This is a genomic window from Lelliottia nimipressuralis (assembly GCF_004115925.1).
Taxonomy (GTDB): domain Bacteria; phylum Pseudomonadota; class Gammaproteobacteria; order Enterobacterales; family Enterobacteriaceae; genus Enterobacter; species Enterobacter nimipressuralis.
Genome location: NZ_SDDX01000017.1, coordinates 15,474 through 42,176, shown reverse-complemented (window position 1 = coordinate 42,176; position 26,703 = coordinate 15,474). Strand labels below are relative to the sequence as shown.

Genomic DNA, 26,703 nt, shown 5'->3' with positions numbered 1-26,703 from the left:
ATCGCTACGCGTCGCCCGACATTTTCAAAGGAATCACAAGACTATGCACACCATCACCAACGCCTGGTTCGTCCAGGGCATGATCAAAGCCACCACCGACGCCTGGCTAAAAGGCTGGGACGAGCGCAACGGCGGCAACCTGACCTTGCGCCTGGACGACGCCGACATTGCGCCGTTCGAAGCGGATTTCCACCCGAAACCACGCTATATCGCCCTGAGCCAGCCGATGCCGCTGCTCGCCAATACGCCGTTTATCGTCACCGGTTCCGGCAAGTTCTTCCGCAATGTGCAGCTCGATCCGGCAGCGAATTTAGGCGTGGTAAAAGTGGACAGCGACGGCGCGGGCTACCACATTCTTTGGGGGCTGACGAACGAAGCGGTGCCGACCTCTGAACTCCCGGCGCACTTCCTCTCCCACTGCGAGCGCATCAAAGCGACGGACGGCAAAGACCGCGTGATCATGCACTGCCACGCGACCAACCTGATCGCCCTGACCTACGTGCTGGAAAACACCACGGATTTCATCACCCGCAAACTGTGGGAAGGGAGCACCGAATGTCTGGTGGTCTTCCCGGACGGCGTGGGCATTCTGCCGTGGATGGTGCCAGGCACCGATGAAATCGGCGAAGCCACCGCGCAAGAGATGCAAAAACATTCCCTGGTACTGTGGCCATTCCACGGTGTCTTCGGCAGTGGTCCGACGCTTGATGAAGCCTTTGGCCTGATCGACACCGCTGAGAAGTCGGCTGAAGTGCTGGTTAAGGTCTATTCCATGGGCGGAATGAAACAGACCATCACTCAGGAAGAGCTGATTGCGCTGGGTAAACGCTTTGGCGTCACCCCACTGAAATCGGCATTAGAGCTGTACAAATAAAAACATCGCGCCCCGCTCACTGAGACGGGGCGAAAAAACACCTGCAAACCCTACACAACACTCAATTCAGTGGAGTAAAAGCAATGAAAATAAAGACAAGCTTAATCCTCACCGTTGCCGCTCTGGCGTTGTCCGGTTCCGCTTTAGCAGAAGTAAAAATCGCCCTGGTGGCGAAATCTCTGGGAAATGGATTCTTCGAGGCAGCGAACGTGGGCGCGCAGGAGGCCGCCAAAGAATTGGGTGATGTGAAAGTCATTTATACCGGCCCGACCACCACCACCGCCGAAGCGCAGATCGAAGTGCTGAACGGCTTGATCGCGCAGGGGGTGGATGCGATCGCCATCTCCGCGAACGATCCCGATGCGCTGGTGCCGGTGCTGAAAAAGGCGATGCAGCGTGGGATCAAAGTGGTTTCATGGGATTCCGGCGTGGCAAAAGCCGGGCGTCAGATCCACCTGAATCCGTCTAATAACGCGTTGATCGGTGAAACCAACGTTAAGCTGGCCGCCGATGCGCTGAAAGCCCTGAACGTCGAAAAAGGCGACGTGGCGGTGTTGAGCGCCACCCCGACCTCCACAAACCAGAACACCTGGATTGCCGAGATGAAAAAGGTGCTGCCGCAGTATCCGTCCGTCAATCTGGTGACCGTAGCCTATGGCGACGATCTGTCGGATAAGAGCTACCGCGAAGCGGTTGGCCTGCTGAAAACCTATCCCGACCTGAAAGTGATCGTCTCCCCGTCGTCGGTCGGGATCGTGGCTGCCGCGCAGGCGGTGAAAGACCAGGGCAAAATCGGCAAAGTGTATGTGACGGGGTTAGGCCTGCCGTCTGAAATGGCCGGCGCGGTGAAATCCGGGGCGAGCAAAAGCTTCGCGATCTGGAACCCGATCGATCTGGGTTACGCTGCCACCTATCTAGCCGACGACCTGGTGAAAGGTACCGCCACCAAAGATGAAGCCAGCATGGGCAAACTGGGCAAAGTGAAGCTCGATGCCGACGGTAGTGGCGCGATGGCTGAGCCGTTCGTCTACGATGCGAGCAATATTGATAAGTTCTCAAAAATCTTCTGATGCGTTTTGTTGGCCGGAGAAGCGTCGCGCCATCCGGCCCACAAGATCCCCTTTGATGGAGAACTCTCATGAACGCATCCACACCGCTGCTGGAGCTTAAGGGCATCACCAAGGTTTTCCCTGGTGTGCGCGCCCTTGAGAACGTACAGCTTGAGCTTTGGCCCGGCAAAGTCACCGCACTTATCGGTGAAAACGGCGCGGGCAAATCGACGCTGGTCAAAGTGATGACCGGGATTTATCAGCCCGAAGAGGGCGAAATCCTCTATAAAGCCATCCCCATTCATCTCCCGACGCCGGAATCGGCACACAAAGTCGGGATTACCGCTATTCATCAGGAAACCGTGCTTTTTGATGAGCTGTCGGTGACCGAAAATATTTTTGTCGGCCAGTATCTGCATAAAGGCTTTTTCAGAAAGCTCGACTGGCCGGAGATGCATCGCCGGGCGCAGGAGATCCTCACCCGCCTGGAGGTGCAAATCGACCCGCGCGCGACGCTTAAAACACTGAGTATCGCCCAGCGTCATATGGTGGCCATTGCCCGCGCTCTGTCGTTTGAGGCGCAGGTGGTGATCCTCGACGAACCCACCGCCGCCCTGTCGCAGCACGAAATCCTCGAGTTTTATCAGATCGTTGAGCGCCTGAAACAGGAAGGCAAAGCGATCCTGTTTATCTCGCACAAGTTCGACGAAATTTTCGAGCTGGCGGATCACTACACCATTTTGCGCGACGGCGTGTTCGTCGGCGCAGGGGCGATCAACGACATCACCGAAGAGCGGATGGTGGCAATGATGGTAGGCCGGGCTATCACCCAGACCTTCCCGAAAGTGGCGTGCGAAAAAGGGGCGACGGTGCTGGAGGTCAAAGACCTCTGCCATCCGACCGAATTCGCGCACATCTCATTCTCCCTGCGCAAAGGCGAAATCCTTGGCTTTTACGGACTGGTCGGCGCCGGGCGTACCGAGCTGATGCAGGCGCTCTCCGGCGTCACCCGTCCCTCCTCCGGCGAGATTGTGCTGAACGGTCAGGCGCAGAATTTCCGCCAGCCGGCCGATGCCATCCGCGCGGGGATTGTCTGCGTGCCGGAAGAGCGGCAGAAGCAGGGAGCGATTATCGAACTGTCGATTGCGCAGAACATCAGCCTGCCGCAGCTCAGCAGGCTCAATCCCGGCGGGGTGTTAAATCAGGAGCGCGAATGGGCGCTGGCCGATGAATACGCCAGACGGCTGCAGGTGAAGGCGTTTAGCTGGAAACAGCCGGTCGAAACCCTCTCCGGCGGCAATCAGCAAAAAGTGGTCATCGGTAAATGGCTCGCGACGCATCCTGAGGTGATCATTCTCGATGAGCCGACAAAAGGCATCGATATTGGCTCGAAAGCGGCCGTTCATCAGTTTATGTCCGAGCTGGTTGGACAGGGGCTGGCGGTGATTATGGTGTCGTCGGAACTGCCGGAAGTGATGGGCATGGCCGACCGTATCATCGTGATGCATGAAGGGCTGATGGTGGCGGAATACCCGGCGGGCGGGGCGACGGCGGAAACCATCGTCAGCGCGGCCAGCGGTGCAAAACAGGAGGCCGCGTAATGGTGAAGCAACTCCTGAAACACCGCGAAGCCCTGCTGGGGGCGGTGATCGTACTGATGATCATTGCCATCGGCAGCCGCGTGCCGTCGTTTATCGCACCGGGAAACCTGGTGGAGATGTTTAACGACACCTCGATTCTCATCATTCTCGCCCTCGGCCAGATGATGGTTCTGCTGACCAAAGGCATCGACCTGTCGATGGCGGCGAATCTGGCGCTGACGGGGATGATTGTCGCCCTGATCAACTTCCATTATCCCGCCGTGCCCGTCTGGGCTCTGCTGATTCTGGCAACGGCGCTCGGTCTGCTGATGGGCGTCATCAACGGTCTGCTGGTGTGGAAACTGGGTATTCCGGCGATTGTGGTGACGCTCGGCACCATGAGCATCTATCGCGGGATTATCTTCCTGCTCACCGGCGGTGGCTGGGTGAACTCCAACCAGATGGGCGCGGATTTTCTCGCCCTGCCGCGCGCGTCACTGCTCGGTCTGCCCGTTTTGAGCTGGTGCGCGATTGCGGCCCTGCTGCTGGTCGGCTATTTCCTGCGCTACAGCCGCACCGGGCGCGCCTTTTACACAGCAGGCGGCAACGCCACGGCGGCGTATTACACCGGGATCAACGCAGGCAAAATGCAGTTCGTCAGTTTCTGCCTGTCAGGCGCGCTGGCCGGATTCTGCGGCTATCTGTGGATTTCACGTTTCGCTGTCGCCTACGTCGATGTCGCCAACGGTTTTGAGCTGCAGGTGGTCGCCGCGTGCGTGATCGGCGGTATCAGCACCATGGGCGGCACGGGCCGGGTGTTGGGCTGTCTGTTTGGCGCGCTGTTCCTTGGCGTGATCAATAACGCGCTGCCGGTGATTGGCGTCTCTCCGTTCTGGCAGATGGCGATTTCCGGGACGGTGATTGTGATTGCGGTGCTGCTCAATGAACGCGGCAACAAACGCAAAGGACGGCTGATCCTGCGCGATGCGGCGCTGGCGCGTCAGAAACAGGCGGTGAACTCATGAGCAAAATGATGACTACGGAAGAGATCAAAAATCGTCCGGCCGCGACGGGGATTTTCCAGCGTCTGTTGTGCTGGGAGGGCTTCCTGCTGGCGGTAACGCTGGCGGTGTTTATCGTCAACGCCCTCGCCTCGCCCTATTTCCTCGATATCTGGAACCTTTCTGACGCAACGTTCAACTTCACCGAAAAAGCGATCATTGTGCTGCCGATGGCGATGCTGATCATCGCCCGTGAAATCGACCTGTCGGTGGCATCGACCATCGCGCTCAGCTCGACAGCGATGGGCTTTTGCGCGGCGGCGGGTGTAGATACGCCGCTGCTGGTCTGTGTGGGATTAGGCGTCGGGTTGCTGTGTGGGCTGTTCAACGGCTTTCTGGTCACACGCTTTAACCTGTCGTCCATCGTGATCACCATCGGCACCATGAGTTTGTATCGCGGCATTACCTACATTTTGCTCGGCGATCAGGCGCTGAACACCTGGCCCGAGAGCTTCGCCTGGTTCGGGCAGGGCTATGTGTGGGGCGCGCTGTCGTTTGAATTCGCGCTGTTTATCCTGCTGGCGGCGGTGTTTGCCTTCGTGTTGCATCGCACCAATTTTGGCCGCCGGACGTACGCCATTGGCAATAACCCGACCGGGGCGTGGTTTTCAGGCATCAACGTGAAGCGCCACAACCTACTGCTGTTCGCGCTGGTCGGGCTGATGTCGGGGCTGGCCTCGGTGCTGCTCACCTCGCGCCTTGGCAGTACGCGCCCGACGATTGCGATGGGCTGGGAACTGGCGGTGGTGACGATGGCGGTGCTCGGCGGCGTCAATATTCTCGGCGGCTCCGGCAGCATGGTGGGCGTGATTATCGCCGCCTTCCTGATGGGCTTGGTGACCTTTGGCCTGAGCCTGCTCAACGTGCCCGGCATTGTGATGTCGGTGATTATCGGTGCGATGCTGATAGTGGTGATTTCGCTGCCAATTATCACCCGACGGATTATGCAGCGAAGACGGATCTAATGCCGGGTGGCGCTTCGCTTATCTGGCCTGCCTGACCGCAGGCCCCGCAAGCGTCGCGCCGCCGGGCATAAAAATCACAGTAATTAAGGAGAATTATCATGAGTTTTATGTTGGCACTTCCCAAAATCAGCCTGCACGGCGCGGGCGCGATCGGTGACATGGTTAATCTGGTGGCGAGCAAACAGTGGGGCAAGGCGCTTATCGTCACTGACGGACAGCTGGTGAAAATGGGGCTGCTCGACAGCCTGTTTACCGCCCTGGACGCCCATCAGATGTCGTATCACCTCTTTGACGAAGTGTTCCCGAATCCGACGGAAGCGCTGGTACAGAAAGGGTTTGCGGGCTATCAGAGCGCCCGCTGCGATTACGTCATCGCCTTCGGCGGCGGCAGCCCGATTGATACGGCGAAAGCGATTAAAATCCTCACCGCCAACCCTGGCCCGTCGACCGCCTATTCCGGCGTCGGCAAAGTCAAAAACGCCGGTGTGCCGCTGGTGGCCATTAACACCACAGCAGGTACTGCGGCGGAGATGACCAGCAATGCGGTGATCATCGACAGCGAGCGTCAGGTAAAAGAGGTGATTATCGACCCCAATATTATCCCGGATATCGCCGTGGATGATGCCAGCGTGATGCTCGATATCCCTGCCTCCGTCACCGCCGCAACGGGGATGGACGCCCTGACGCACGCTATCGAAGCCTATGTTTCCGTGGGCGCTCACCCGCTCACCGATGCCAATGCCCTTGAGGCGATTCGCCTGATCAGCCTCTGGCTGCCGAAAGCCGTCGATGACGGGCACAACCTCGAAGCACGCGAACAGATGGCATTCGGCCAGTACCTGGCAGGCATGGCGTTTAACAGCGCCGGGTTAGGGCTGGTTCACGCGCTGGCGCATCAGCCGGGGGCGACGCACAATCTGCCGCACGGCGTCTGCAACGCCATCCTGCTGCCGATCATCGAAAACTTTAACCGCCCGAACGCGGTGGCGCGTTTCGCCCGCGTGGCGCAGGCGATGGGCGTGGAGACGCGCGGGATGAGCGATGAAGCGGCCAGCATGGAGGCGATCAACGCCATTCGCACCCTGAGTACGCGCGTCGGTATTCCTTCTGGCTTCAGCCAGCTTGGCGTGACCAAAGCGGATATCGAAGGCTGGCTGGATAAAGCCCTCGCCGATCCGTGTGCGCCCTGTAACCCACGCACTGCCAGCCGCGACGATGTGCGCGAGCTGTATCTGGAGGCCCTATGATCCGCAAAGCCTTTGTGATGCAGGTGAACCCTGACGCTCACGAGGAGTATCAGCGCCGCCACACCCCGATCTGGCCGGAGCTGGAATCGGTGCTGAAAGACCACGGTGCGCACCATTACGCCATTTATCTCGACAAGGAACGCAACCTGCTGTTTGCCAGCGTTGAGATTGAATCGGAAGAGCGCTGGAACGCGGTGGCGAATACCGACGTGTGCCAGCGCTGGTGGAAACACATGCGCGATGTGATGCCCGCAAACCCGGACAACAGCCCGGTGAGTGCGGAGCTGAAAGAGGTGTTTTTCCTCGAGTAACCGTTCACGCTGCCGCACTCGCGGCAGCGTTTTCCTTTATTTAGCTTGCCTCCAGCGTGCCGCGTCCTGCCGCGATTTGCTGCCTGCTGCTCAGCGTAAACGCCGAAATCACCGTCACCGCCAGCACAATGCATCCGAGCATCAGATAGGTGTCCTGGAAGCCGATCCGGTCATACATATTCCCTGCAAACGCCGACAGGAAAATGGCCGCCGACTGTTTGGCAAAGTTAAAGCCAATCAGATAGATGGTCGCAGACAAGCGGGTATCAAACACGCCAGTGATGTATTTAAACGCCCCCACCAGCAGGAAGGGCACTTCCAGCGCGTGAAGCATTTTCAGGGCGATGACTTCCGTCACGGTAGTGGCGAAGGACGAGCCGATAATGCGCGTGGCCATAATCAGCCCGGCAATCAGCAGGGTGTTTTTCGCGCCGATGCGGTTAATGATCCACGGCGAGCAGAACATAATGATCGCGTTACAAATTTCTCCGGCCGTGGTCGCAAAACCAAAGGCGCGCGTCCCCTGTTCCGGCGTCGCAAAGAACGATTTAAAGAAGGTGGCAAACTGCTGATCAAACACGTCATACACGCAGGCCACGCCAACCACATACAAAATAAACATCCACATTTTGCGCTGGCGGAACAGGGTGAAGACGGTTTTGGCGGTGATTTGCGGCTGATTGGCGCCCAGCGCGTTCATCACTTCGGCGGTCTGGTTTGGCTTTGGTTTGGCGACCACCAGCAGGAGCATCAGCAATAGCGCCGCGCCTGAGCCCATCCAGAAAACAAACGACGGATCGATACTGAACAGCACGCCGCCCGTGGAGGCGCACAGTCCCCAGCCCAGGCAGCCGAACATTCGCGCTTTACCGTATTCGAAGAAGCTGTTGCGACTCACTCGCTCGATATAGGCTTCAATCGCCCCGGAGCCCGCCGAGAAGACAAAGCCGATATACAGCCCGCCGCTCAGCGCCCCGAGCCAGATATTTATTTTCAGCAGCGGCGCGAAAACGTAGAGGAAGAAGGGGGCGAACAAGAACAGCAAAATGGCGATGATCCATAACAGGTGCTTTTTCAGCCCCAGCTTGTCAGAGATCACCCCCAGCACCGGCTGGAACGCAATCGCCGAGAGCGAAATGCAGGAGAAAACAATCCCCGTATGGGTTTTATTCAGGCCGATGATATCCGACAGCCAGATCGGCAGGAACGGAAAGCAGGTGGCCATAATGAAGAAGTAGAGAAAGAAGAACGCCCCGAAAATCCAGAAATTGGGGTTGTCTTTGTGGGTACAGGCAGTCGTGTTCATTATTTTTATCCTCAACTCAGGGCCGGTCGCCCGGCCCATCACCCTTACACGCGTTCAACGCCAATCAGAATGGCGGTTTCCGGGTCCAGAATCGGCAAGACCAGTCCCGCCTGCATCAGCCATTCTCCGCTCACCGTTTGTGGCGCTTCCATCCATGCCGGGAGTTTGCGCATGGTGTGGCCCCCTTCGCCGGTGAGGCGGATATTCGGATGATCGAGCAGGGTGATACGGTACTGCGCGTTCGCTGCAAGCCCCGGCATGCGCAGCGGCATCATCAGGGTGTAATCCGGCATCGCCAGCTGGCTGACAATAAACAGCCCCTGCCGTTGGTCTTCGCTCACTATACCCTGCACCTGGGTCGTGACGTCCGGCATATCCACGCGCCACTGGGTACCGTGGTGAATCACATCGCGCCATTGCTTATGCAGCGCGGCGTAACGGCGGTAGCCTTCACGTTCGTTCTCATCGACGGTGAGCGGGTCCAGCTCAAGCCCCATGTGCCCAAACAGCGCGGTCAGCCCGCGAAACTCGATGCTGTGCTGGCGGAACGTGGCGTGGCATTTATGATGACCGATATGTGCGCCCATCACCTCCGGCGGGAAGAAGTAGCTCATTCCACGCTGGATGGTGTTGCGCTCAAGCGCATCGTTGTTATCGGATGCCCAGAAGCGGTGGCAACGGGTCAGGACTTCGTAATCAATGCGTCCGCCGCCGGACGAACAGGATTCAAATTCCACGTGCGGGAAGCGCTGGCCGAGTGTCTCAAGCAGGCGATAATAGTGGCGCGTTTGCGCGTCGGCAGCGGCCTTACCGAGATGGCCCGGCTGCACCAGCTCGCGGTTCATGTCCCACTTCACGTAGTCCACCGGATGTTCGCCCAGCAGCCAGCTCATGCGTTCCAGCAAATACTCAAAAGCTTCAGGAATATTCAGATTCAGCACCAGCTGGTGTCGCCCCGTCGCCTGCGGGTAGCCCGGCAGCGCCAGCACCCAGTCGGGATGCGCGCGGTAAAGATCGGAATCGGGGTTAATCATTTCCGGCTCCACCCAAATACCAAATTCCATGCCGAGATTTTTGACATGATTGATCACCGGCATCAGGCCGTTGGGGTATTTTTTCTCGTCGAGAGTCCAGTCACCCAGGGCGGCGTGGTCGTCGTTGCGCCCCTTAAACCAGCCGTCATCGATGATGAAGCGCTCCACGCCCAGCGCCGCCGCTTCGTCGGCCATCCGCATGATGTAGTCCGGATCGTGGTTGAAATAGATCCCTTCCCAGGTATTGAGGTGCACCGGTCGCGGCTTTTTTTGCGGGAAGCGAATGATGTTCTCGCGCAGATAGCGGTGGAACTGCTGACTCATCCCGTTCAGCCCCTGCGCGGAGTAGCTGGCGTACAATTTCGGCGTCCAGAGGGTTTCGCCCTCGGCAATCGCCATTTCGCCCGGCAGATAGAGCGCTTCGGCCTGCACGTAGCGGCGGCCATCGGTTTTCACTTCAGCACGCAGGCGGTGGTTGCCGCTCCAGCCGAGGTGCATGCCCCACACATCGCCCTGCATTTCACTGAACGCAGGTGTGCCGGTCATCAGCGCCGGGAAATGTTCGTGGGAGGTGCGCCCGCGCCGGTTTTCAATCACAAAACTGTCGTGCTCAAGGGTCAGGCGATGCGGCTGGAATTCGCGTATCCAGCGACCATGGAAAGCCATCACCTCTTTCGCGCGCTCCGAGACCGGCAGCGTCACGGCCAGCCGATCCACCTGCCACGGCTGCGCCCGCAGATTGGTCAGACCGTGCCTTACCACCAGCACACAGCTCTCATCGAGGACGAGTTCGCTTGTCAGCCGCAGCCCGGCGTGCGCATCTTCTGCGGTAATCGTCAGGCTTTGACGCTGCTGTTCGACGGCAACGGTCCTGAACACCGGAGACCCATCCAGCCCCTGGCGGTGGCCTTCAATGCCCGGCGCCCCAAACAGACCGTGGCCCAGCTCGGCCATCAGCGTCACCGGGGTATCCACGTCCAGCCTGCCGTTAGCCACCGGGCGAACCAGACTTTGCGCATCCTGCGGCGAAAAGTGGTGAAGGTGTGGCCCCCAGTAGACAATTTCGGCGAACGGGTGCGTTTTGATCACCACGTCTACCGTCGTGCTTTCGAGTCGTAAAATGGAATTTTGCATCGGACATCTCCTGTCATCGGATGTCCTGAGTGTTGATCCGAACCGTTTCGGATACCAACCCAAACGTTTCGGATCTGTGATCGACTTTAGAGTTTTGCGATGATTTAGGCCGTCTGGCCCGGTGAAAATTCAGGCTGCCAGAGCACCTGAAGGCGGGAGAGATCATCGCCATTGATGAGCTGGCGCACCATGTCGGCGATCTGCTTGCCCACGCCCTCGCGGGTGGACTGGATCACCGCTGCTACGTCGGCGTCGACAATGCTGTCCTGCGGCAGACCGTCATACACCACCAGCGAAACCGGGTCGCTGCCTGTCAGCCGCCCCTGCTGCGCCAGCGCCATTGCCGCGCCGTCGCCGTGGGTGTTGCAGTCAGTCACAATCGCCGTCGGCGGGTTTGGCAGTGCAAGCAGTTCAAGCGTCGTGGTATAGCCCGCGCGGCGTGATGGCGGCATCGCGCGCAGCCATTCGCTGGATAACCCCGCTTCGCGCAGGGCGTCGAGATACCCGAGACGGCGCTGGGTGATAAACGCCTGATTATTACTTTCGCCCAGCAGGGCGATGCGCTGATGGCCCTTGTCGATCAGCCAGCGCGTGGCACGATAGGTCCCGGCATAGTTATCAAAATCAAACCATGCGTAGGGTTTTGGCAACTGGCTGCGGCCCAGGGCGAGGAACGGAAAACCGGCGTCCTGAAGCTGCGCAAGACGCGGGTCCTGATCGAGGGTATGCGCGACAATCAGCGCATCCACACGGCGGCTTTGCACCATGCGCATGTAGCTGTGTTTATCGGCGAGATCATCGTCGGCGATCAGCAGTAAATCAATCTCATGTCGCGCCAGTTCGTGGCTAATTTCGCCGACCATGTCCATAAAAACGCTGTTATTGAGCGGAACCGGATGCACGGGAAACACCAGCCCGACGGCGTCGATTTTGCCCATCTTCAGGCGGCGGGCAAAGGTGTTTGGCCGATAGCCACGGCGCTGCGCTTCGGCTTCCACCCGCGCACGGGTTTCGCGAGAAACGTCGTCATATCCGTTGAGGGCGCGGCTGACCGTCGTAACAGACAGCCCCAGTTCTTTGGCAATGGCTTTGAGCGACATGATTTTCCGTGTCCGAGAGGTTAGTTTTGTTCCGCCACCAAAAGCGCGTGGGTATCCGGTTCCAGCGCCTTGAAGATATGCGGTTGATCGGCGGGATAGCAAATGTAATCACCCTCGCCCAGCTCTTCCGGAGCGTCAGTGAGACCGATCAGCGCCCGCCCCTGGGTGACGATAATGTGCTCTACGGAACCCGGCGGATGCGGCTGCGAAATGCGGTCTGCACCCGGCTGGGTCATCAGCAGATAGACATCGCGGCGTGCGCCCGGCGGGCAGGCCGCCAGTAAAATCGCCTGATAGTTCGCCTGCTCGGCAATCACTTTGGTCCCCTCACCCCGGCGGATCACCTGAGTGGTGGGCTGCTGCGGCTCTAACAGGCGCGCAAACGGGATCCCCAGCGCCACGCACAGCGACCAGAGCGTTTCCAGGCTGGGATTGCCATTCCCGGATTCCAGCTGCGAAAGGGTGGATTTAGCAATCCCGGCGCGGCGTGCGATTTCTGCCAGCGACAGCCCGGTTCGCAGGCGCTCCCGCACCAGGCTTTTCGCGATCACACTGATTGGCTGCGTCATAAAACGGCCTCTTGTTCTATAAATCGAACGAATCGTTCATCTTGAAAAACGATATTGATGCGTTCATTATAATGGATACTCGTTCGATATGGCTAAAAATGTATGAAGAACTCTCTCTCCTGTCTGAAAGGTGACACGGTCAAAGCGATCGTTCTGGTGTGTCTCGCCGTGGGAGTCGTCGGCATGTCCTACGGCTCGCTGGCGATGGCTTACGGCTTCCCGGTGTGGGTGCCGTTTGTGCTCTCCATTACCGTGCTCGCGGGCGCGTCGGAATTCATGTTTATCGGCATCGTGGCCAGCGGCGGTAATCCGCTTGCGGCGGCGGCGGCGGGTTTGCTGGTGAATGCCCGCCACGTTCCGTTTGGCGTCACGGTGCGCGAGCTGGTAGGTAAGCGCGGCCTGAGCTTCCTCGGCTGCCACATCATGAACGACGAAAGCGTGGTGTTTGGTCTGTCACAAAAAACCCCCGAGCAGCGCAAAGCCGCCTACTGGCTGTGCGGGCTAGGCGTAGCGATCATCTGGCCGCTGGGGACACTGCTGGGGGCGATGGTCGGCAAGCTGCTGCCTGCGCCGGAAACCATCGGTCTCGACGCCGTATTCCCGGCGATTTTGCTGGCGTTAGTCGTCCCGGCCTTTAAAAACCGCACCACGCTGATCCGCGCCTGCAGCGGCGCAGCGCTGTCGCTGGCCGCAGTGCCATTCGCGCCGGTCGGTTTGCCGGTGCTGCTGTCGTTACTGGGTCTGGCGGCGAGGAAAAAATAATGGACAACATGACCTTCTTTATTCTCGGCATTGCGATTTTATCGGCGGGAACCTATCTGATGCGCCTCGGTGGTGCAAAGCTTGGCAACCGCCTGGCGCTGTCCGAGCGCTCGCAAGCGCTGCTGTCGGATGCGGCAACGGTGCTGCTCTTTTCCGTGGCACTGGCGACCACCTTCTACGAAGGAGAACACTTTGCCGGCATGGCGCGAGTCTTAGGCGTGGCCTTCGCCGTGTTCCTGGCGTGGCGTAAAGTGCCGCTGATCGTCGTGATTATCTCCGCTGCAGTCGTGACGGCGCTGTTGCGCGTGGCCGGTTTGCATTGATGAAAGAGATTCGCTCTCATGGCACGCGAGTCGACAAGATCGCGTCATTTTTAGCGTTCTGTTGAGCGGAAAAGATGGGCTACGAGGGGGGATGGCGTTACTGCGGAGAGGGGAAAACCTGTCCCTGCCCGGATGAGCAGGGGACAGTGGCTATGCTCTTATTTGTTCAGTTCAGCGGTCATGTGAACACGGTTACCTGAGAAAGCCTGGGTAATGGTGTAAGAAGCAGCACCGGTCTGTTCTGCCTGAGCGGCAATTTTCGCTTCTGCGCCGTCAATGGTCGAGGCGGTTGCGGTTACGGTCTGAGCTGCGAAAGAACCGAAAGAAGCGGCAAGAGCGATAACTGCAACAAAAGTTTTGATGTTTTTCATGATGTAAATCCTTCAGTAAGTTGTTTAGATAAGGCGTTGTGCCTTGATGTGATAATAATAGGCCTCATCATCAACAACTAAAAGCGGAAGGATTTGCTAAAGTCTTTCAAATTTACTGATCAATAATTAAGCGCTGCGGATGCGTATAAATGGTGACGCGACCCGGTTTGCAGAACCCCACCAGCGTCAGGTTGCAGCGCTGTGCCACCTCCACCGCCAGGGTGGTCGCCGCCGAGACGGCAAACAGAATTTCGACGCCACACATGGCCGCCTTTTGCACCATCTCATAGCTCGCCCGGCTCGATACCAGCGCCGCACCCTGCAGCCAGGTTTCGCTTTCTCCGGCGCGACGTCCCAGCAGTTTATCCAGCGCGACGTGACGCCCAACATCCTCATGACCGCCTGCAATATTCCCCGACGGAAGAACCCATGCGGCCGCGTGCGTACAACCGCTCAGTTGCCCTATCGGCTGGACGTCGTTGAGATGCTCCAGGGCGTGATCGAGATGTTTAAGATTGAAGGTCTGGGTAAACGGCAGCGGGACAATCGGCTTACCGATATCGTTCAGTTGCTCGACGCCACATACGCCGCAGCCTGTGCGCCCGGCCAGCGCGCGTCGGCGCTCTTTCAGCCCCATAAAACGACGGCTGGAGAGTTCGATTTGCACTTCCAGGCCGTTACAGACCTGAACGACATCCATGCCGAAGATCTCCTGCGGGTGTTCGATAATGCCTTCCGAAAGCGAAAAACCGATCGCGAACAGCTCAAGATCTTTGGGCGAGGCCATCATCACGACGTGGGAGATACCGTTGTAGACCAGGGCAACAGGCACTTCTTCCGCCAGAAAATCGGGGATTCCGTGGGTAATGTGAGGGGGTCTGTGTACCACTTGCTCCACCACGCCCGCAGGCAAGGGAGACGAATGGGTATCACGATTCTGTTTTGACACAACGGTATTCCTGAGCAACCACAAAGGTGAGCCTGCTATTGCATCATAAACCGCAGGCCGTGCGCATAGTATGGATCAACTTTTCGGCAGCCATACTCCACAAGTTTACCTACTCATTTGGGAGTGGCACAACAGACGCGCTGATACACGCCTTTAACAAGCCAGGGTCACAATGTGATCAATGTCACACTTTATAATCATCAGAGTGATAATACGTTCACTTTGTATTAACCGCACCGGAACAGGCTTACCGACATTGTGGTATTCTGAAATCATATCCCTCGTGGAATTGAGGGAATACATCAAATTTTAAGCGTTATGGTTGTTTTGCAATCATGCGCAAAAACAATAACCTCCCTAAATAGTTCGTGTTGCTGGAAGGCGGCAATTGAGCGAATCCCCAGACGCTTACCTACGTAAGCGGCTGAGTAAGAGAACGCAGCCAACGCACCTGCAGCGCGAAATATGAAGAGGGAGCAATGTCGTAAACAAGGAGTGACCCATGCAGGTCAGCAGAAGGCAGTTCTTTAAGATCTGCGCTGGCGGTATGGCAGGCACGACGGCAGCGGCGCTGGGCTTTGCCCCTGGTGTAGCGCTGGCGGAAACGCGGCAGTACAAACTGCTGCGCACCCGTGAAACCCGTAATACCTGTACGTACTGCTCTGTCGGTTGTGGGCTGTTAATGTATAGCCTCGGCGACGGCGCGAAAAACGCTAAAGCATCCATCTTCCATATCGAAGGTGACCCGGATCATCCGGTCAACCGTGGTGCGCTGTGCCCGAAAGGGGCCGGTCTGGTGGACTTTATCCACTCCGAAAGCCGCCTCAAATTCCCGGAATATCGCGCCCCTGGCTCCGATAAATGGCAGCAAATCAGCTGGGAAACGGCATTTGACCGTATCGCCAAACTGATGAAAGAAGACCGTGATGCGAACTTTATCGCGCAGAATGCCGATGGCGTCACCGTTAACCGCTGGCTCTCCACGGGCATGCTTTGTGCCTCCGCATCCAGCAATGAAACCGGGTATTTAACCCAGAAATTTACGCGCGCACTCGGTATGCTCGCGGTCGACAACCAGGCGCGTGTCTGACACGGACCAACGGTAGCAAGTCTTGCTCCAACATTTGGTCGCGGTGCGATGACCAACCACTGGGTCGACATCAAAAACGCTAACCTCATCATTGTGATGGGTGGGAACGCGGCAGAAGCGCATCCGGTGGGATTCCGCTGGGCGATGGAAGCCAAAATCCACAATGGCGCGAAACTGATTGTGATCGATCCCCGCTTTACGCGTACAGCGTCAGTGGCGGATTTCTACACCCCTATTCGCTCAGGTACTGACATTACTTTCCTGTCAGGCGTATTGCTGTACCTGATGACTAACGAAAAATATAACCGTGAATATACCGAGGCTTACACCAACGCCAGCCTGATCGTGCGTGAGGACTATAGCTTCGAAGACGGTCTGTTCAGCGGTTACGACGCCGAAAAACGCAAATACGACAAAACCAGCTGGAACTACGAGCTGGACGAAAACGGCTTTGCGAAACGCGATACCACCCTTACCCACCCGCGCTGCGTGTGGAACCTGCTGAAAACGCACGTTTCCCGCTATACGCCAGACGTGGTCGAAAACATCTGCGGCACGCCGAAAGCTGACTTCCTGAAAGTCTGCGAGTACATCGCCGAAACCAGTGCTCACGATAAAACCGCGTCGTTCCTTTACGCGCTGGGCTGGACGCAGCACTCCATCGGGGCGCAGAACATCCGCACCATGGCGATGGTTCAGCTGCTGCTCGGTAATATGGGGATGGCAGGCGGCGGCGTGAACGCCCTGCGCGGTCACTCAAACATTCAGGGGCTGACGGACCTGGGCCTGCTGTCGCAGAGCCTGCCGGGCTACATGACGCTGCCAAGCGAAAAACAGACCGACCTCCAGACCTATCTGACCGCCAACACGCCGAAACCACTGCTGGAAGGCCAGGTGAACTACTGGGGCAACTACCCGAAATTCTTCGTCTCGATGATGAAAGCCTTCTACGGCGATAAAGCGACAGCAGAAAACAGCTGGGGCTTTGACTGGCTGCCGAAGTGGGACAAGGGTTACGACGTTCTGCAGTATTTCGACATGATGCACCAGGGCAAAGTGAACGGCTATCTGTGCCAGGGCTTTAACCCGGTCGCCTCGTTCCCGAATAAGAACAAGGTGGTGGAGTCGCTGTCGAAACTGAAATTCCTGGTGACGATTGATCCGCTCAATACCGAAACCTCGACCTTCTGGCAGAACCACGGTGAATCGAACGACGTCGATCCAGCGAAAATTCAGACGGAAGTGTTCCGCCTGCCATCCACCTGCTTCGCCGAAGAGAACGGTTCTATCGTTAACTCTGGTCGCTGGCTGCAGTGGCACTGGAAAGGTGCGGACGCCCCGGGCATCGCCATGAATGACGGCGAGATTCTGGCCGGTATCTTCCTGCGCATGCGCAAGATGTACGAAGCCGAAGGCGGCGCGACTCCAGAGCAGGTTCTGAACATGACCTGGAACTATTCAACGCCTGAAAATCCTGCCCCTGAAGAGGTGGCGATGGAGAGTAACGGTAAAGCGCTGGCGGATGTGGTTGATCCGGCCACCGGCACTGTGCTTGCGAAGAAAGGCGATCAGCTGAGCACCTTTGCGCATCTGCGCGACGACGGCTCAACCGCCAGTGGCTGCTGGATTTTCGCCGGAAGCTGGACGCCGAAGGGCAACCAGATGGCGAACCGCGACAACGCCGATCCGTCGGGCCTCGGCAATACGCTGGGCTGGGCGTGGGCGTGGCCGCTCAACCGCCGCATTCTGTATAACCGTGCTTCCGCAGACCCGCAGGGTAAACCGTGGGATCCAAAACGCCAGCTCCTGAAGTGGGACGGCGCGAAATGGGGCGGCGTGGATATTCCGGACTACAGCGCCGCCGCACCGGGCAGCGATGTCGGGCCATTTATCATGCAGCCAGAAGGCATGGGCCGCCTGTTTGCCATCGATAAAATGGCTGAGGGTCCATTCCCGGAACACTACGAGCCGTTTGAAACGCCGCTGGGAACCAACCCGCTGCACCCGAACGTGATCTCAAACCCGGCCGCCCGTATCTTTAAAGGCGATTTTGAAGCGCTGGGTAAAAAAGATAAGTTCCCGTACGTCGGCACCACGTACCGTCTGACCGAGCACTTCCACTACTGGACCAAACACGCGCTGCTTAACGCCATCGCGCAGCCGGAACAGTTCGTGGAGATCGGTGAGAAGCTGGCGAACAAGCTTGGCATCGCGCACGGCGATACGGTGAAAGTCTCCTCTAACCGTGGCTACATCAAAGCCAAGGCGGTGGTGACCAAACGTATTCGCACGCTGAATGTTCATGGGCAACAGGTGGATACCATCGGCATCCCGATTCACTGGGGTTACGAGGGCGTGGCGAAGAAAGGCTTTATTGCCAACACCCTGACACCGTTCGTCGGTGATGCGAACACGCAGACGCCGGAGTTCAAAGCCTTCCTGGTAAACGTGGAAAAGGTGTAACGGAGACGACTTATGGCTTATCAATCGCAAGACATCATTCGTCGTTCCGCGACTAACGGCTTCACGCCCGCGCCTCAGGCGCGGGACCACCAGCAGGAAGTGGCGAAGCTCATTGACGTCACCACCTGTATCGGCTGCAAAGCCTGTCAGGTGGCGTGTTCCGAGTGGAACGATATCCGTGACGAAGTGGGTCATAACGTCGGGGTGTACGACAACCCCGCCGATTTGACCGCCAAGTCCTGGACGGTGATGCGTTTCTCGGAAGTGGAACAGGACGACAAACTGGAGTGGCTGATCCGCAAGGATGGCTGCATGCACTGCGCCGATCCGGGCTGCCTGAAGGCGTGTCCGTCCGAAGGGGCTATCATTCAGTATGCCAATGGCATCGTCGACTTCCAGTCAGAACAGTGCATCGGCTGCGGCTACTGCATTGCGGGCTGCCCGTTCAACGTGCCGCGACTGAACCCGGAAGACAACCGCGTCTACAAATGTACGCTGTGCGTCGACCGCGTGAATGTCGGTCAGGAGCCGGCCTGCGTGAAAACCTGTCCGACGGGGGCCATTCACTTTGGCTCCAAAGAGGATATGAAAACGCTGGCGGGCGAGCGTGTCGCCGAGCTGAAAACCCGTGGTTACGACAACGCCGGTCTGTACGATCCGGCGGGCGTTGGCGGTACGCACGTCATGTATGTGCTGCACCATGCCGACAAGCCGAATCTGTATCACGGCCTGCCGGAGAACCCGGAAATCAGCGCGACCGTTAAATTCTGGAAAGGCATCTGGAAACCGCTGGCCGCCGTTGGCTTCGCTGCAACCTTTGCCGCCAGCATCTTCCACTATGTCGGTGTCGGTCCGAACCGCGCGGAAGAGGAAGACGACAATCTGCATGAAGAGAAAGACGAGGTGCGCAAATGAAAAGACGTGACACCATCGTGCGCTACACAGCGCCGGAACGTATCAACCACTGGGTCACCGCCTTCTGCTTCATGCTGGCGGCGATAAGCGGGCTGGGATTTTTCTTCCCGTCCTTCAACTGGCTGATGCAAATCATGGGCACACCGCAGCTGGCGCGAATTCTGCACCCGTTTGTCGGCGTGATTATGTTTGCCTCGTTTATCATCATGTTTTTCCGCTACTGGCACCATAACCTAATCAATCGGGATGATATCTTTTGGGCGAAGAATATTCGTAAGATCGTCGTCAACGAGGAAGTGGGTGATACCGGGCGTTATAACTTCGGCCAGAAATGCGTATTCTGGGCGGCGATTATCTTCCTGGTCCTGTTGCTGGTGAGCGGCGTGATTATCTGGCGTCCGTATTTTGCGCCCGCGTTCTCAATCCCGGTGATCCGATTTGCGCTGATGCTGCATTCATTTGCCGCAGTCGCGTTAATTGTGGTTATCATGGTGCATATCTACGCCGCCCTATGGGTGAAAGGCACTATTACCGCGATGGTGGAAGGATGGGTTACCAGTACGTGGGCGAAGAAACATCACCCGCGCTGGTACCGTGAGGTCCGCAAGACAACGGAAAAGAAAACTGAATGAGTATTCGCATAATCCCGCAAGATGAGCTGGGTTCGAGCGAGAAACGCACGGCGGAGTACATTCCGCCGTTGTTATTCCCCAGACTCAAGAACCTCTACAACCGCCGCGCAGAGCGTCTGCGCGAGCTGGCAGAGAACAATCCGCTCGGTGAATTTCTGCGCTTTGCCGCGCTGATCGCCCATGCGCAGGAAGTGGTGCTGTACGACCACCCGCTGCAAATGGACCTCACCGCGCGCATCAAAGAAGCCAACGAGCAGGGCAAACCGCCGTTGGATATTCACGTTCTGCCGCGCGACAAGCACTGGCAAAAGCTGCTGCACTCGCTGATTGCCGAGCTGAAACCAGAGATGAGCGGCCCTGCACTGGCGGTGATCGAGAATCTGGAAAAAGCCTCCGATCTGGAGCTGGAAGAGATGGCGAGCGCGCTGTTTGCCTCCGATTTTTCCCTGGTCAGTAGCGATAAAGCGCCCTTTATCTGGGCTGCCCTGTCGCTCTACTGGGCGCAAATGGCGAGCCTGATTCCGGGTAAAGCGCGTGCAGAATACGGTGAAGCCCGTCAGTTCTGCCCGGTGTGTGGCTCGATGCCCGTGACCAGCATGGTGCAAATCGGCACCACGCAAGGCTTGCGTTATCTGCACTGCAACCTGTGTGAAACTGAGTGGCACGTGGTGCGCATCAAATGCAGCAACTGCGAGCAGACCCGCGATCTGAACTACTGGTCGCTGGAAAACGAGAATGCGGCCGTTAAAGCCGAAAGCTGCGGTGACTGCGGGACCTACCTGAAAATTCTCTATCAGGAAAAAGACCCGAAAGTGGAAGCCGTCGCCGACGACCTCGCCACGCTGGTACTCGACGCGCGGATGGAGCAAGAGGGCTTCGCCCGCAGCTCAATCAACCCGTTCTTGTTCCCGGGTGAAGGGGAGTAGTTTTCTGTAACAGTGCCGGGCAACGCAAAGTTGCCCGGCCTGCAACTGCCTTCATGCTCCATTTTGCGAGCCGCGTTCGAGATTCCAACCCCCACCAAAATCCCCCGTTTTCTTTTGCATCAAACCAGGCTATAACGCTGTATATCCATACAGATAACCGGGAAGAATTATGGCACTGGAAAAAGGAATTGCTGAACTGGTTCAGGGGTTTATCGCGGCCGGGCGCCCCTCTGCACGAGAGCAGAATATTGATGACCGGCGTGCAGGGTATGTCGCGAGCACGGTGCTGGCAGGCGAAACGGAAACGCGCGTTCACGTCGAGTCTGTCGAACTTGAAGGGATGCGGTTTAGGGTTTATTCGCCGCTCAATGCCCCTGAGATTTTACCGACGGTTGTCTATTATCACGGCGGATGCTTTATCAGCGGCGGCTTTGAGACTCATGATGGCCAATTACGTCAGTTGGCTTACTACAGCCGCTGTCGGATCGTTGCCGTGCAGTATCGTCTGGCTTCGGAACACACCTTCCCCGCCGCCCATGACGATGCTGAAAAAGCCGCGTGCCTGGTCTGGCACTATGCCGATCGGTTTGGCATCGATAAAAATCAAATTACCCTCGCCGGTGACAGCGCGGGAGGGCATCTGGCGCTGGTGACTGCGCTGCGACTCAAGGCGGCAAAAGAATGGCAGCCGGCACAGTTAATTCTGATCTATCCCATGCTCGACTCGACGGCGTATTTTGAAAGCTATATCCGCAACGGTGCGGACTATGTCATTACCCGCGATACGCTTCTTAGCGGCTATGAGCTATATCTTGCGGGAACCGACCGGCTTCATCCTGAAGCCAGTCCGCTATGGCGTGACGACCTTAACGGGCTGCCCCAGACGCATATCATCACCGCCGAGTTTGATCCGCTTTGTGATGAAGGCGAAGCACTCTTTCAGCGAATGACGGAACAGGGCGTCACCTGTACATGTCAGCGCTGGTCGGGTGTCATACATGGTTTCTTTCAGTTAGGCGGAGTTAGCCAGTCAGCGCGAGACGTGATGCGGGATGTGGCCTGGCGAGTCAGCTCACCAGGCCGGGAGAGGTCGCAAGAATGAGGGTTATTCCTCCTCGTTCCCGCCCTCTTCGTAAGGGCCAAATGGTTTCGCTGGCAGCACGAGATAGGTGCCTTCGAAAATGGCGCCTGGCGCTTCATCGCCAAACAGCTCGACCTGCATCTGCACGCGGGCTTTACGGCCACGCGCCAGACGGTCCAGGTCACCGCTGAGGGAGCCTAAGTCCGCGACTGCGCTCGGTTTACCACTGATAGGGCTGCTGTAGCGGATATGCGCATCGGCGAGAATAATGGTGCCGCCAAGATGCCTTTCGCGCAGCATCAGCCAGATCAGCCCCCAGCCGGTCAAGGTGGCCAGCGAGAACAGGCTGCCAGCGAACAGGGTATGGTGCGGGTTCTGATTGCCGATTTCCGGCATGGTGGTGATGAATTTTTGCCCGGTGTATTGCTGGATGCGCACGCCCATCTTTTCGCTCAGCGGAATATGCTGATACCAGGCCTGCTGCAGCTGCCCGCACCAGTCGGCGCGGTGGAGAATATCATCAAGGGTGGCGATGGGTTTGATCATCAAAAAATGACGAATCGGGGTGGTTTGCGGCGCGGTGATTTCGCCTTCATTGACGAAACCCAGCTTGGAGAAAAACTCCACAGCGTCTTCGCGGGCGCTACAGGTGACGCGTTTAACGCCCTCCTGACGGGCTACGGACTCAAGAGTCATCGCCATCAGGGTGCCAAGCCCTTTGTCCTGTACGGACGGATGCACAGCCATAAAACGGATTGAGGCTTCATTGTCGGCATTGATATACAAACGCCCGACGGCAACCAGGTTGCCCTCTTCGTCGACCACCATCTGATGATGCGCCATCGCATCCCAGGCGTCGCGCTCGGAGCCTTTCGGCTGATGTAACGGCTTACGCAGCATTTCCCAGCGAAAATGGTAGTAAACCTCTAATTCTTCTTCTGTTTGCGGTACTCGAAGGTGATACATAGCTGTACTCTCTCTTGTTACCCGCGGCCATGCCGCCAGCTGGCTCATACCTGGAGCCAGAATGTGACGGGGCCATCGTTCACCAGCGACACCTGCATATCTGCAGCGAATCGTCCGGTTTGCGTATTCATTTCCTGTTGACGACACCGTTCAACAAAGTATTCGTAAAGTGCTTCAGCACGGTCGGGCGCGGCACCTCTGGAGAAACCCGGACGCATGCCGCGTTCCGTGTCGGCGGCCAGGGTAAACTGAGACACCACCAGCACGCTACCCCCCGCCTGCTGAACGTTCAGATTCATCTTCCCGTCGGCATCGCCGAAAATGCGATACCCGAGCACGCGCTCACACAGACGATTCGCTTTTTGTTCGTCGTCATCCTTTTCGACACCTAACAACACCAAAAGTCCTGGGCCAATTTCACCCGTCACCTCATCCTCCACGGTGACGCTGGCACGGGTTACGCGCTGAATCAATGCAATCATGGTTGGTCTGCTTCTTCTTGTTCTGCGGCTTGTTTGAGTTTGCGGTATTCACCGAGAGTGACAGTTATTTCGGCACCTAGCAAGACGATACACCAGGTCCAGTATACCCAGACAAACAAAATCGGGATCACCGCCAGCACGCCATAAATCAGCTGATACGACGGGAACATGGTGATGTAGAGCGCAAACCCTTTTTTGCCAAGCTCGAACAGGATTGCCGCCACCAGCGCCCCAACAATAGCGTCCCGGTTAGGCACCTGTGTGGTCGGCACCACGCTGTAAAGCAGCCAGAATGAGAGCCAGGAGAGGATCAGCGGGAAGATGCGTAACACATTGTCGATGACGCTGTTTAAATCGCTCGCCCAGCGTAATGACAGAAGATAAGAGCTGATCGCCAGACTGGCCCCGGCCAGCAGCGGCCCCAGCGTCAGAATCATCCAGTAGACGGCAAACGAATAAACTTTTGGCCGCACGCGCTTACTGTGCCAGATGGTATTCAGCGCGCTATCGATGGCATACATCAGTAGCAGTGCGGTCACGATCAGCCCGCAGGCGCCCACGGCGGTCATCTTGCTGGAGTTGGCAACGAACTGCTCGATATACCCCTGAATTACGTCCCCAGTGGCGGGAATAAAGTTAGCAAACACAAAGTGGCGCAGCTGCAGACTCACATCGGCAAACATCGGAAACGCAGAGAACAACGCGAAAATCACCGCCACCAGCGGAACCAATGAGAGCAACGACACGTAAGCGAGATTGCCCGCCAGCGTGGTCATGTTGTCCTCATCAATCCTCTGCCAGAGCAGTTTGATCCACGCCCGAAACGGACGCGTATGGTGTGTGGCTTTTTGATGAACGGTTTTTAACATAACTGCTTCGCAAAGTAGTTCGGTATCGTCTCTTTCCCGGTGACCAGGATCGACGTGATACCCAACTGGTTAGCTCCCTCTATATTATCGGCGTTATCGTCAAAAAAGACCGTATCGGCGGCAGAGAATCCTTCTGCCTGCAAGACGGCCTGATAAATTCGCGCCTCAGGTTTGCGCATGCCCATCTCCTGAGACAGGTAAATTTTATCTGCAGCGTACTGGATTTGCGGATACTCACCAGGCCAGAACGTGGTGTGCAGACGGTTGGTATTGGACAGCACGACCACGCGATGCCTCTGTTCGCGAAGCTTGTTCATGGTGTCGATGACCTCCGGACGAAGTGCCACAAATACCGCCTGCCAGCCGTGAGCGAACTGCTCGTAGCTCAAGGGCAGATCCATCTCGTGACACATAGCTTCAGCGAAGGCTTCATCGCTGATTTCCCCCCGCTCATGCTGGTGAAACGCCTCTCCCATGGTGAAATTCTGTTTCAGGGTCGCCAGCGGCACACGGCTAAAATCGCTCCATGCACCCAGCACTCGATTAAAATCGATATCGACGATGACATTTCCTAAGTCAAAGATATAAAGCATGTTTATCTCCTTCGCGCCGTGGAGAAATAACTGTAGCGGGAAAGATAAGCTTTGGCTATGCGTCAGATTCAGCTTAGCGCATGAGAGCGTTAGGGAATTCACTCCAATAAAAAAGCCGCTGATATTCAGCGGCTTTTCGCACGACGTACCTCAGAGAGGAGTCGTATTAGTCTTTGCTGCCACGGCCCGCACGTTTACGGTCGTTCTCAGTCAGGTGACGTTTACGGATACGTACGGAGGTAGGAGTAACTTCTACCAGTTCGTCGTCATCGATAAATTCCAGAGCCTGCTCAAGAGACATTTTCTGTGCTGGAACCAGCGTGGTGGCTTCGTCAGTACCGGAAGCACGCATGTTGGTCAGTTTCTTACCGGTCAGGCAGTTTACAGTCAGGTCGTTAGAACGACTGTGAATACCGATGATCTGGCCTTCGTAAACTTCTGCACCGTGACCCAGGAACAGCTTACCGCGGTCCTGCAGGCTGAACAGTGCGAACGCAACTGCTTTACCCTGGCCGTTAGAGATCAGCACGCCGTTCTGGCGCTGGCCGATTTCACCCGGTTTAACGTCATCGTAGTGGCTGAAGGTGGAGTACAGCAGACCGGTACCGGAGGTCATGGTCATGAACTCGGTACGGAAGCCGATCAGGCCACGTGCCGGGATCAGGTAATCCAGACGAATACGGCCTTTGCCGTCAGGGATCATGTCTTTGACATCGCCCTTACGCTCGCCCATTGCCTGCATCACAGAACCCTGGTGCTGTTCTTCGATATCCAGCGTCACGTTCTCGAACGGCTCTTGCATACGGCCATCGATCATACGGTTGATAACTTTCGGACGGGACACAGCCAGTTCGAAGCCTTCACGACGCATGTTTTCGATAAGAACGGACAGGTGCAGCTCACCACGACCGGATACACGGAACGCGTCCGCATCTTCGGTTTCTTCAACGCGCAGCGCAACGTTGTGCACCAGCTCTTTGTTCAGGCGGTCAAGGATCTGACGAGAGGTAACGTATTTACCCTCTTTGCCACAGAACGGAGAGGTGTTGACGTTGAAGAACATGGTTACAGTCGGTTCATCAACAGACAGCGCTGGCAGTGCTTCAACATTTTGCGGATCGCAAAGGGTGTCGGAGATGTTCAGCTCGCCCAGACCGGTGATCGCGATGATGTCGCCTGCTTCGGCTTCGGTGGATTCAATACGCTCCAGACCGAGGTGAGTCAGAACTTTGCCGACTTTACCGTTGCGGGTTTTACCTTCGCTGTCGATGACAGTGACTTGCTGGTTAGGCTTCACTTTACCGCGCTTGATGCGACCGATGCCGATTACGCCAACGTAGTTGTTGTAATCCAGCTGGGAGATCTGCATCTGGAACGGACCATCGAGGTCAACGCTTGGTGCTTTAACGTGGTCAACAATCGCCTGGTACAGCGGGGTCATGTCTTCCGCCATATCAGTGTGGTCGTTGCCCGCGATACCCATCAGTGCTGATGCATAGATGATTGGGAAATCGAGTTGCTCGTCGCTTGCGTCGAGGTTAACGAACAGGTCAAACACCTGATCCACAACCCAGTCAGGACGCGCGCCAGGACGGTCAACTTTGTTGATAACCACGATTGGCTTCAAACCATGGGCGAATGCCTTTTTGGTTACGAAGCGCGTCTGCGGCATTGGGCCATCCATTGCGTCAACGACCAGCAGAACGGAGTCTACCATGGACATTACACGTTCAACTTCACCACCGAAGTCGGCGTGGCCTGGGGTATCAACGATGTTGATACGGTAGTCATTCCATTTGATAGCGGTGTTTTTAGCGAGGATGGTAATCCCACGCTCTTTCTCCAAATCGTTGGAGTCCATCACGCGTTCGGTGGCTTCAGCACGTTCATTACTGAAGGTACCGGATTGCTGCAGCAGCTTGTCAACCAGGGTAGTTTTACCATGGTCAACGTGCGCGATGATGGCGATATTACGCAGATTTTCGATCACAACTTTGCCTCAGGCATTTAGAAATAGCGCGTTATTGTACACGGATTAATCGCAGGACTAA

At 57.0% G+C, this 26,703-nt stretch carries 25 protein-coding genes; 14 read left to right on the top strand and 11 right to left on the bottom strand.

Annotated elements, in window-relative coordinates; all coding sequences use genetic code 11:
* Positions 1 to 43: 43 nt before the first annotated feature.
* The 7 genes from rhaD (at position 44) to rhaM (ending at position 7,087) form a co-directional block, all read left to right on the top strand.
* Complete coding sequence (rhaD, locus tag ETG88_RS14050) at positions 44 to 874, top strand: rhamnulose-1-phosphate aldolase (RefSeq protein ID WP_100778353.1); 831 nt, start codon at positions 44 to 46, stop codon at positions 872 to 874.
* Between the two features lie 83 nt (positions 875 to 957).
* Positions 958 to 1,944, top strand: coding sequence for a rhamnose ABC transporter substrate-binding protein (rhaS, locus tag ETG88_RS14045; protein WP_100778352.1), 987 nt, complete (start codon positions 958 to 960; stop codon positions 1,942 to 1,944).
* Between the two features lie 68 nt (positions 1,945 to 2,012).
* On the top strand, positions 2,013 to 3,524 hold the full coding sequence (locus tag ETG88_RS14040; protein ID WP_129035612.1) for a sugar ABC transporter ATP-binding protein: 1,512 nt from the start codon (positions 2,013 to 2,015) through the stop codon (positions 3,522 to 3,524).
* Positions 3,524 to 4,528 carry an ABC transporter permease gene (locus tag ETG88_RS14035; RefSeq protein WP_129035611.1) on the top strand — a complete coding sequence of 335 codons (1,005 nt, stop codon included), beginning with the start codon at positions 3,524 to 3,526 and terminating at the stop codon, positions 4,526 to 4,528. The genes ETG88_RS14040 and ETG88_RS14035 overlap by 1 nt, the downstream gene beginning before the upstream one ends.
* A complete protein-coding gene (locus ETG88_RS14030; protein WP_100778349.1) occupies positions 4,525 to 5,529 on the top strand; it encodes an ABC transporter permease in 1,005 nt (334 codons plus the stop codon). The genes ETG88_RS14035 and ETG88_RS14030 overlap by 4 nt, the downstream gene beginning before the upstream one ends.
* Positions 5,530 to 5,627: 98 nt before the next feature.
* Entirely contained in the window at positions 5,628 to 6,776 is a 1,149-nt protein-coding gene (gene fucO, locus ETG88_RS14025) for a lactaldehyde reductase (RefSeq protein WP_129035610.1), read from the top strand.
* Complete coding sequence (gene rhaM, locus ETG88_RS14020; protein WP_100778347.1) at positions 6,773 to 7,087, top strand: L-rhamnose mutarotase; 315 nt, start codon at positions 6,773 to 6,775, stop codon at positions 7,085 to 7,087. Before fucO ends, rhaM begins: the two co-directional genes overlap by 4 nt.
* Positions 7,088 to 7,127: 40 nt before the next feature.
* Here the strand turns inward: rhaM and ETG88_RS14015 are convergent, their stop codons facing one another.
* The 4 genes from ETG88_RS14015 to ETG88_RS14000 form a co-directional block, all read right to left on the bottom strand.
* Positions 7,128 to 8,393, bottom strand: coding sequence for an MFS transporter (locus ETG88_RS14015; protein WP_129035609.1), 1,266 nt, complete (start codon positions 8,391 to 8,393; stop codon positions 7,128 to 7,130).
* A gap of 44 nt (positions 8,394 to 8,437) precedes the next feature.
* Positions 8,438 to 10,561, bottom strand: coding sequence for an alpha-galactosidase (locus ETG88_RS14010; RefSeq protein ID WP_129035608.1), 2,124 nt, complete (start codon positions 10,559 to 10,561; stop codon positions 8,438 to 8,440).
* A 104-nt stretch (positions 10,562 to 10,665) separates the two neighbouring features.
* The gene (locus ETG88_RS14005) at positions 10,666 to 11,661 is read right to left on the bottom strand and encodes a LacI family DNA-binding transcriptional regulator (protein WP_102105693.1); all 996 of its coding nucleotides are present in this window, start codon (positions 11,659 to 11,661) and stop codon (positions 10,666 to 10,668) included.
* A 20-nt stretch (positions 11,662 to 11,681) separates the two neighbouring features.
* Positions 11,682 to 12,230, bottom strand: a complete 549-nt coding sequence (locus tag ETG88_RS14000) for a helix-turn-helix domain-containing protein (RefSeq protein WP_100778343.1) — start codon at positions 12,228 to 12,230, stop codon at positions 11,682 to 11,684.
* A gap of 102 nt (positions 12,231 to 12,332) precedes the next feature.
* On the opposite strand from ETG88_RS14000, the gene ETG88_RS13995 reads away from it, so the two are divergent.
* Together ETG88_RS13995 and ETG88_RS13990 are read left to right on the top strand one after the other, a co-directional pair.
* The gene (locus ETG88_RS13995) at positions 12,333 to 12,992 is read left to right on the top strand and encodes an AzlC family ABC transporter permease (RefSeq protein WP_107702601.1); all 660 of its coding nucleotides are present in this window, start codon (positions 12,333 to 12,335) and stop codon (positions 12,990 to 12,992) included.
* Entirely contained in the window at positions 12,992 to 13,315 is a 324-nt protein-coding gene (locus ETG88_RS13990; protein ID WP_129035607.1) for an AzlD domain-containing protein, read from the top strand. The genes ETG88_RS13995 and ETG88_RS13990 overlap by 1 nt, the downstream gene beginning before the upstream one ends.
* Positions 13,316 to 13,473: 158 nt before the next feature.
* Here ETG88_RS13990 and ETG88_RS13985 read toward each other — a convergent pair whose 3' ends face one another.
* Together ETG88_RS13985 and fdhD are read right to left on the bottom strand one after the other, a co-directional pair.
* Positions 13,474 to 13,686, bottom strand: a complete 213-nt coding sequence (locus ETG88_RS13985) for a YdgH/BhsA/McbA family protein (RefSeq protein ID WP_129035606.1) — start codon at positions 13,684 to 13,686, stop codon at positions 13,474 to 13,476.
* Positions 13,687 to 13,798: 112 nt separating this feature from the next.
* Complete coding sequence (fdhD, locus tag ETG88_RS13980) at positions 13,799 to 14,635, bottom strand: formate dehydrogenase accessory sulfurtransferase FdhD (protein ID WP_102105695.1); 837 nt, start codon at positions 14,633 to 14,635, stop codon at positions 13,799 to 13,801.
* 502 nt (positions 14,636 to 15,137) lie between these two features.
* Between fdhD and fdnG the strand changes: the two genes are divergently transcribed.
* The 5 genes from fdnG to ETG88_RS13955 all read left to right on the top strand — a co-directional run bounded on the left by fdnG (position 15,138) and on the right by ETG88_RS13955 (position 21,763).
* Entirely contained in the window at positions 15,138 to 18,188 is a 3,051-nt protein-coding gene (gene fdnG / locus ETG88_RS13975; RefSeq protein ID WP_100778338.1) for a formate dehydrogenase-N subunit alpha, read from the top strand.
* Positions 18,189 to 18,200: 12 nt separating this feature from the next.
* A complete protein-coding gene (gene fdxH, locus ETG88_RS13970; RefSeq protein WP_100778337.1) occupies positions 18,201 to 19,103 on the top strand; it encodes a formate dehydrogenase subunit beta in 903 nt (300 codons plus the stop codon).
* The gene (fdoI, locus tag ETG88_RS13965; protein WP_100778336.1) at positions 19,100 to 19,735 is read left to right on the top strand and encodes a formate dehydrogenase cytochrome b556 subunit; all 636 of its coding nucleotides are present in this window, start codon (positions 19,100 to 19,102) and stop codon (positions 19,733 to 19,735) included. The genes fdxH and fdoI overlap by 4 nt, the downstream gene beginning before the upstream one ends.
* Complete coding sequence (fdhE, locus tag ETG88_RS13960; protein WP_100778335.1) at positions 19,732 to 20,661, top strand: formate dehydrogenase accessory protein FdhE; 930 nt, start codon at positions 19,732 to 19,734, stop codon at positions 20,659 to 20,661. The genes fdoI and fdhE overlap by 4 nt, the downstream gene beginning before the upstream one ends.
* Before the next feature lie 169 nt (positions 20,662 to 20,830).
* Positions 20,831 to 21,763: an alpha/beta hydrolase gene (locus ETG88_RS13955; protein WP_129035605.1), complete on the top strand. Its 933-nt coding sequence runs from the start codon at positions 20,831 to 20,833 to the stop codon at positions 21,761 to 21,763.
* Between the two features lie 3 nt (positions 21,764 to 21,766).
* Here ETG88_RS13955 and fabY read toward each other — a convergent pair whose 3' ends face one another.
* The 5 genes from fabY to typA form a co-directional block, all read right to left on the bottom strand.
* Positions 21,767 to 22,708 (bottom strand): fatty acid biosynthesis protein FabY, encoded by a 942-nt coding sequence (gene fabY, locus ETG88_RS13950; RefSeq protein WP_157809219.1) that lies wholly within the window; start codon positions 22,706 to 22,708, stop codon positions 21,767 to 21,769.
* A 44-nt stretch (positions 22,709 to 22,752) separates the two neighbouring features.
* Positions 22,753 to 23,190: a D-aminoacyl-tRNA deacylase gene (gene dtd / locus ETG88_RS13945; RefSeq protein ID WP_100778332.1), complete on the bottom strand. Its 438-nt coding sequence runs from the start codon at positions 23,188 to 23,190 to the stop codon at positions 22,753 to 22,755.
* The gene (locus tag ETG88_RS13940; protein ID WP_100778331.1) at positions 23,187 to 24,059 is read right to left on the bottom strand and encodes a virulence factor BrkB family protein; all 873 of its coding nucleotides are present in this window, start codon (positions 24,057 to 24,059) and stop codon (positions 23,187 to 23,189) included. The genes dtd and ETG88_RS13940 overlap by 4 nt, the downstream gene beginning before the upstream one ends.
* Complete coding sequence (gene yihX, locus ETG88_RS13935; RefSeq protein WP_129035604.1) at positions 24,053 to 24,652, bottom strand: glucose-1-phosphatase; 600 nt, start codon at positions 24,650 to 24,652, stop codon at positions 24,053 to 24,055. Before yihX ends, ETG88_RS13940 begins: the two co-directional genes overlap by 7 nt.
* Positions 24,653 to 24,818: 166 nt before the next feature.
* Complete coding sequence (gene typA, locus ETG88_RS13930) at positions 24,819 to 26,642, bottom strand: ribosome-dependent GTPase TypA (protein ID WP_100778329.1); 1,824 nt, start codon at positions 26,640 to 26,642, stop codon at positions 24,819 to 24,821.
* Positions 26,643 to 26,703: the final 61 nt, after the last annotated feature.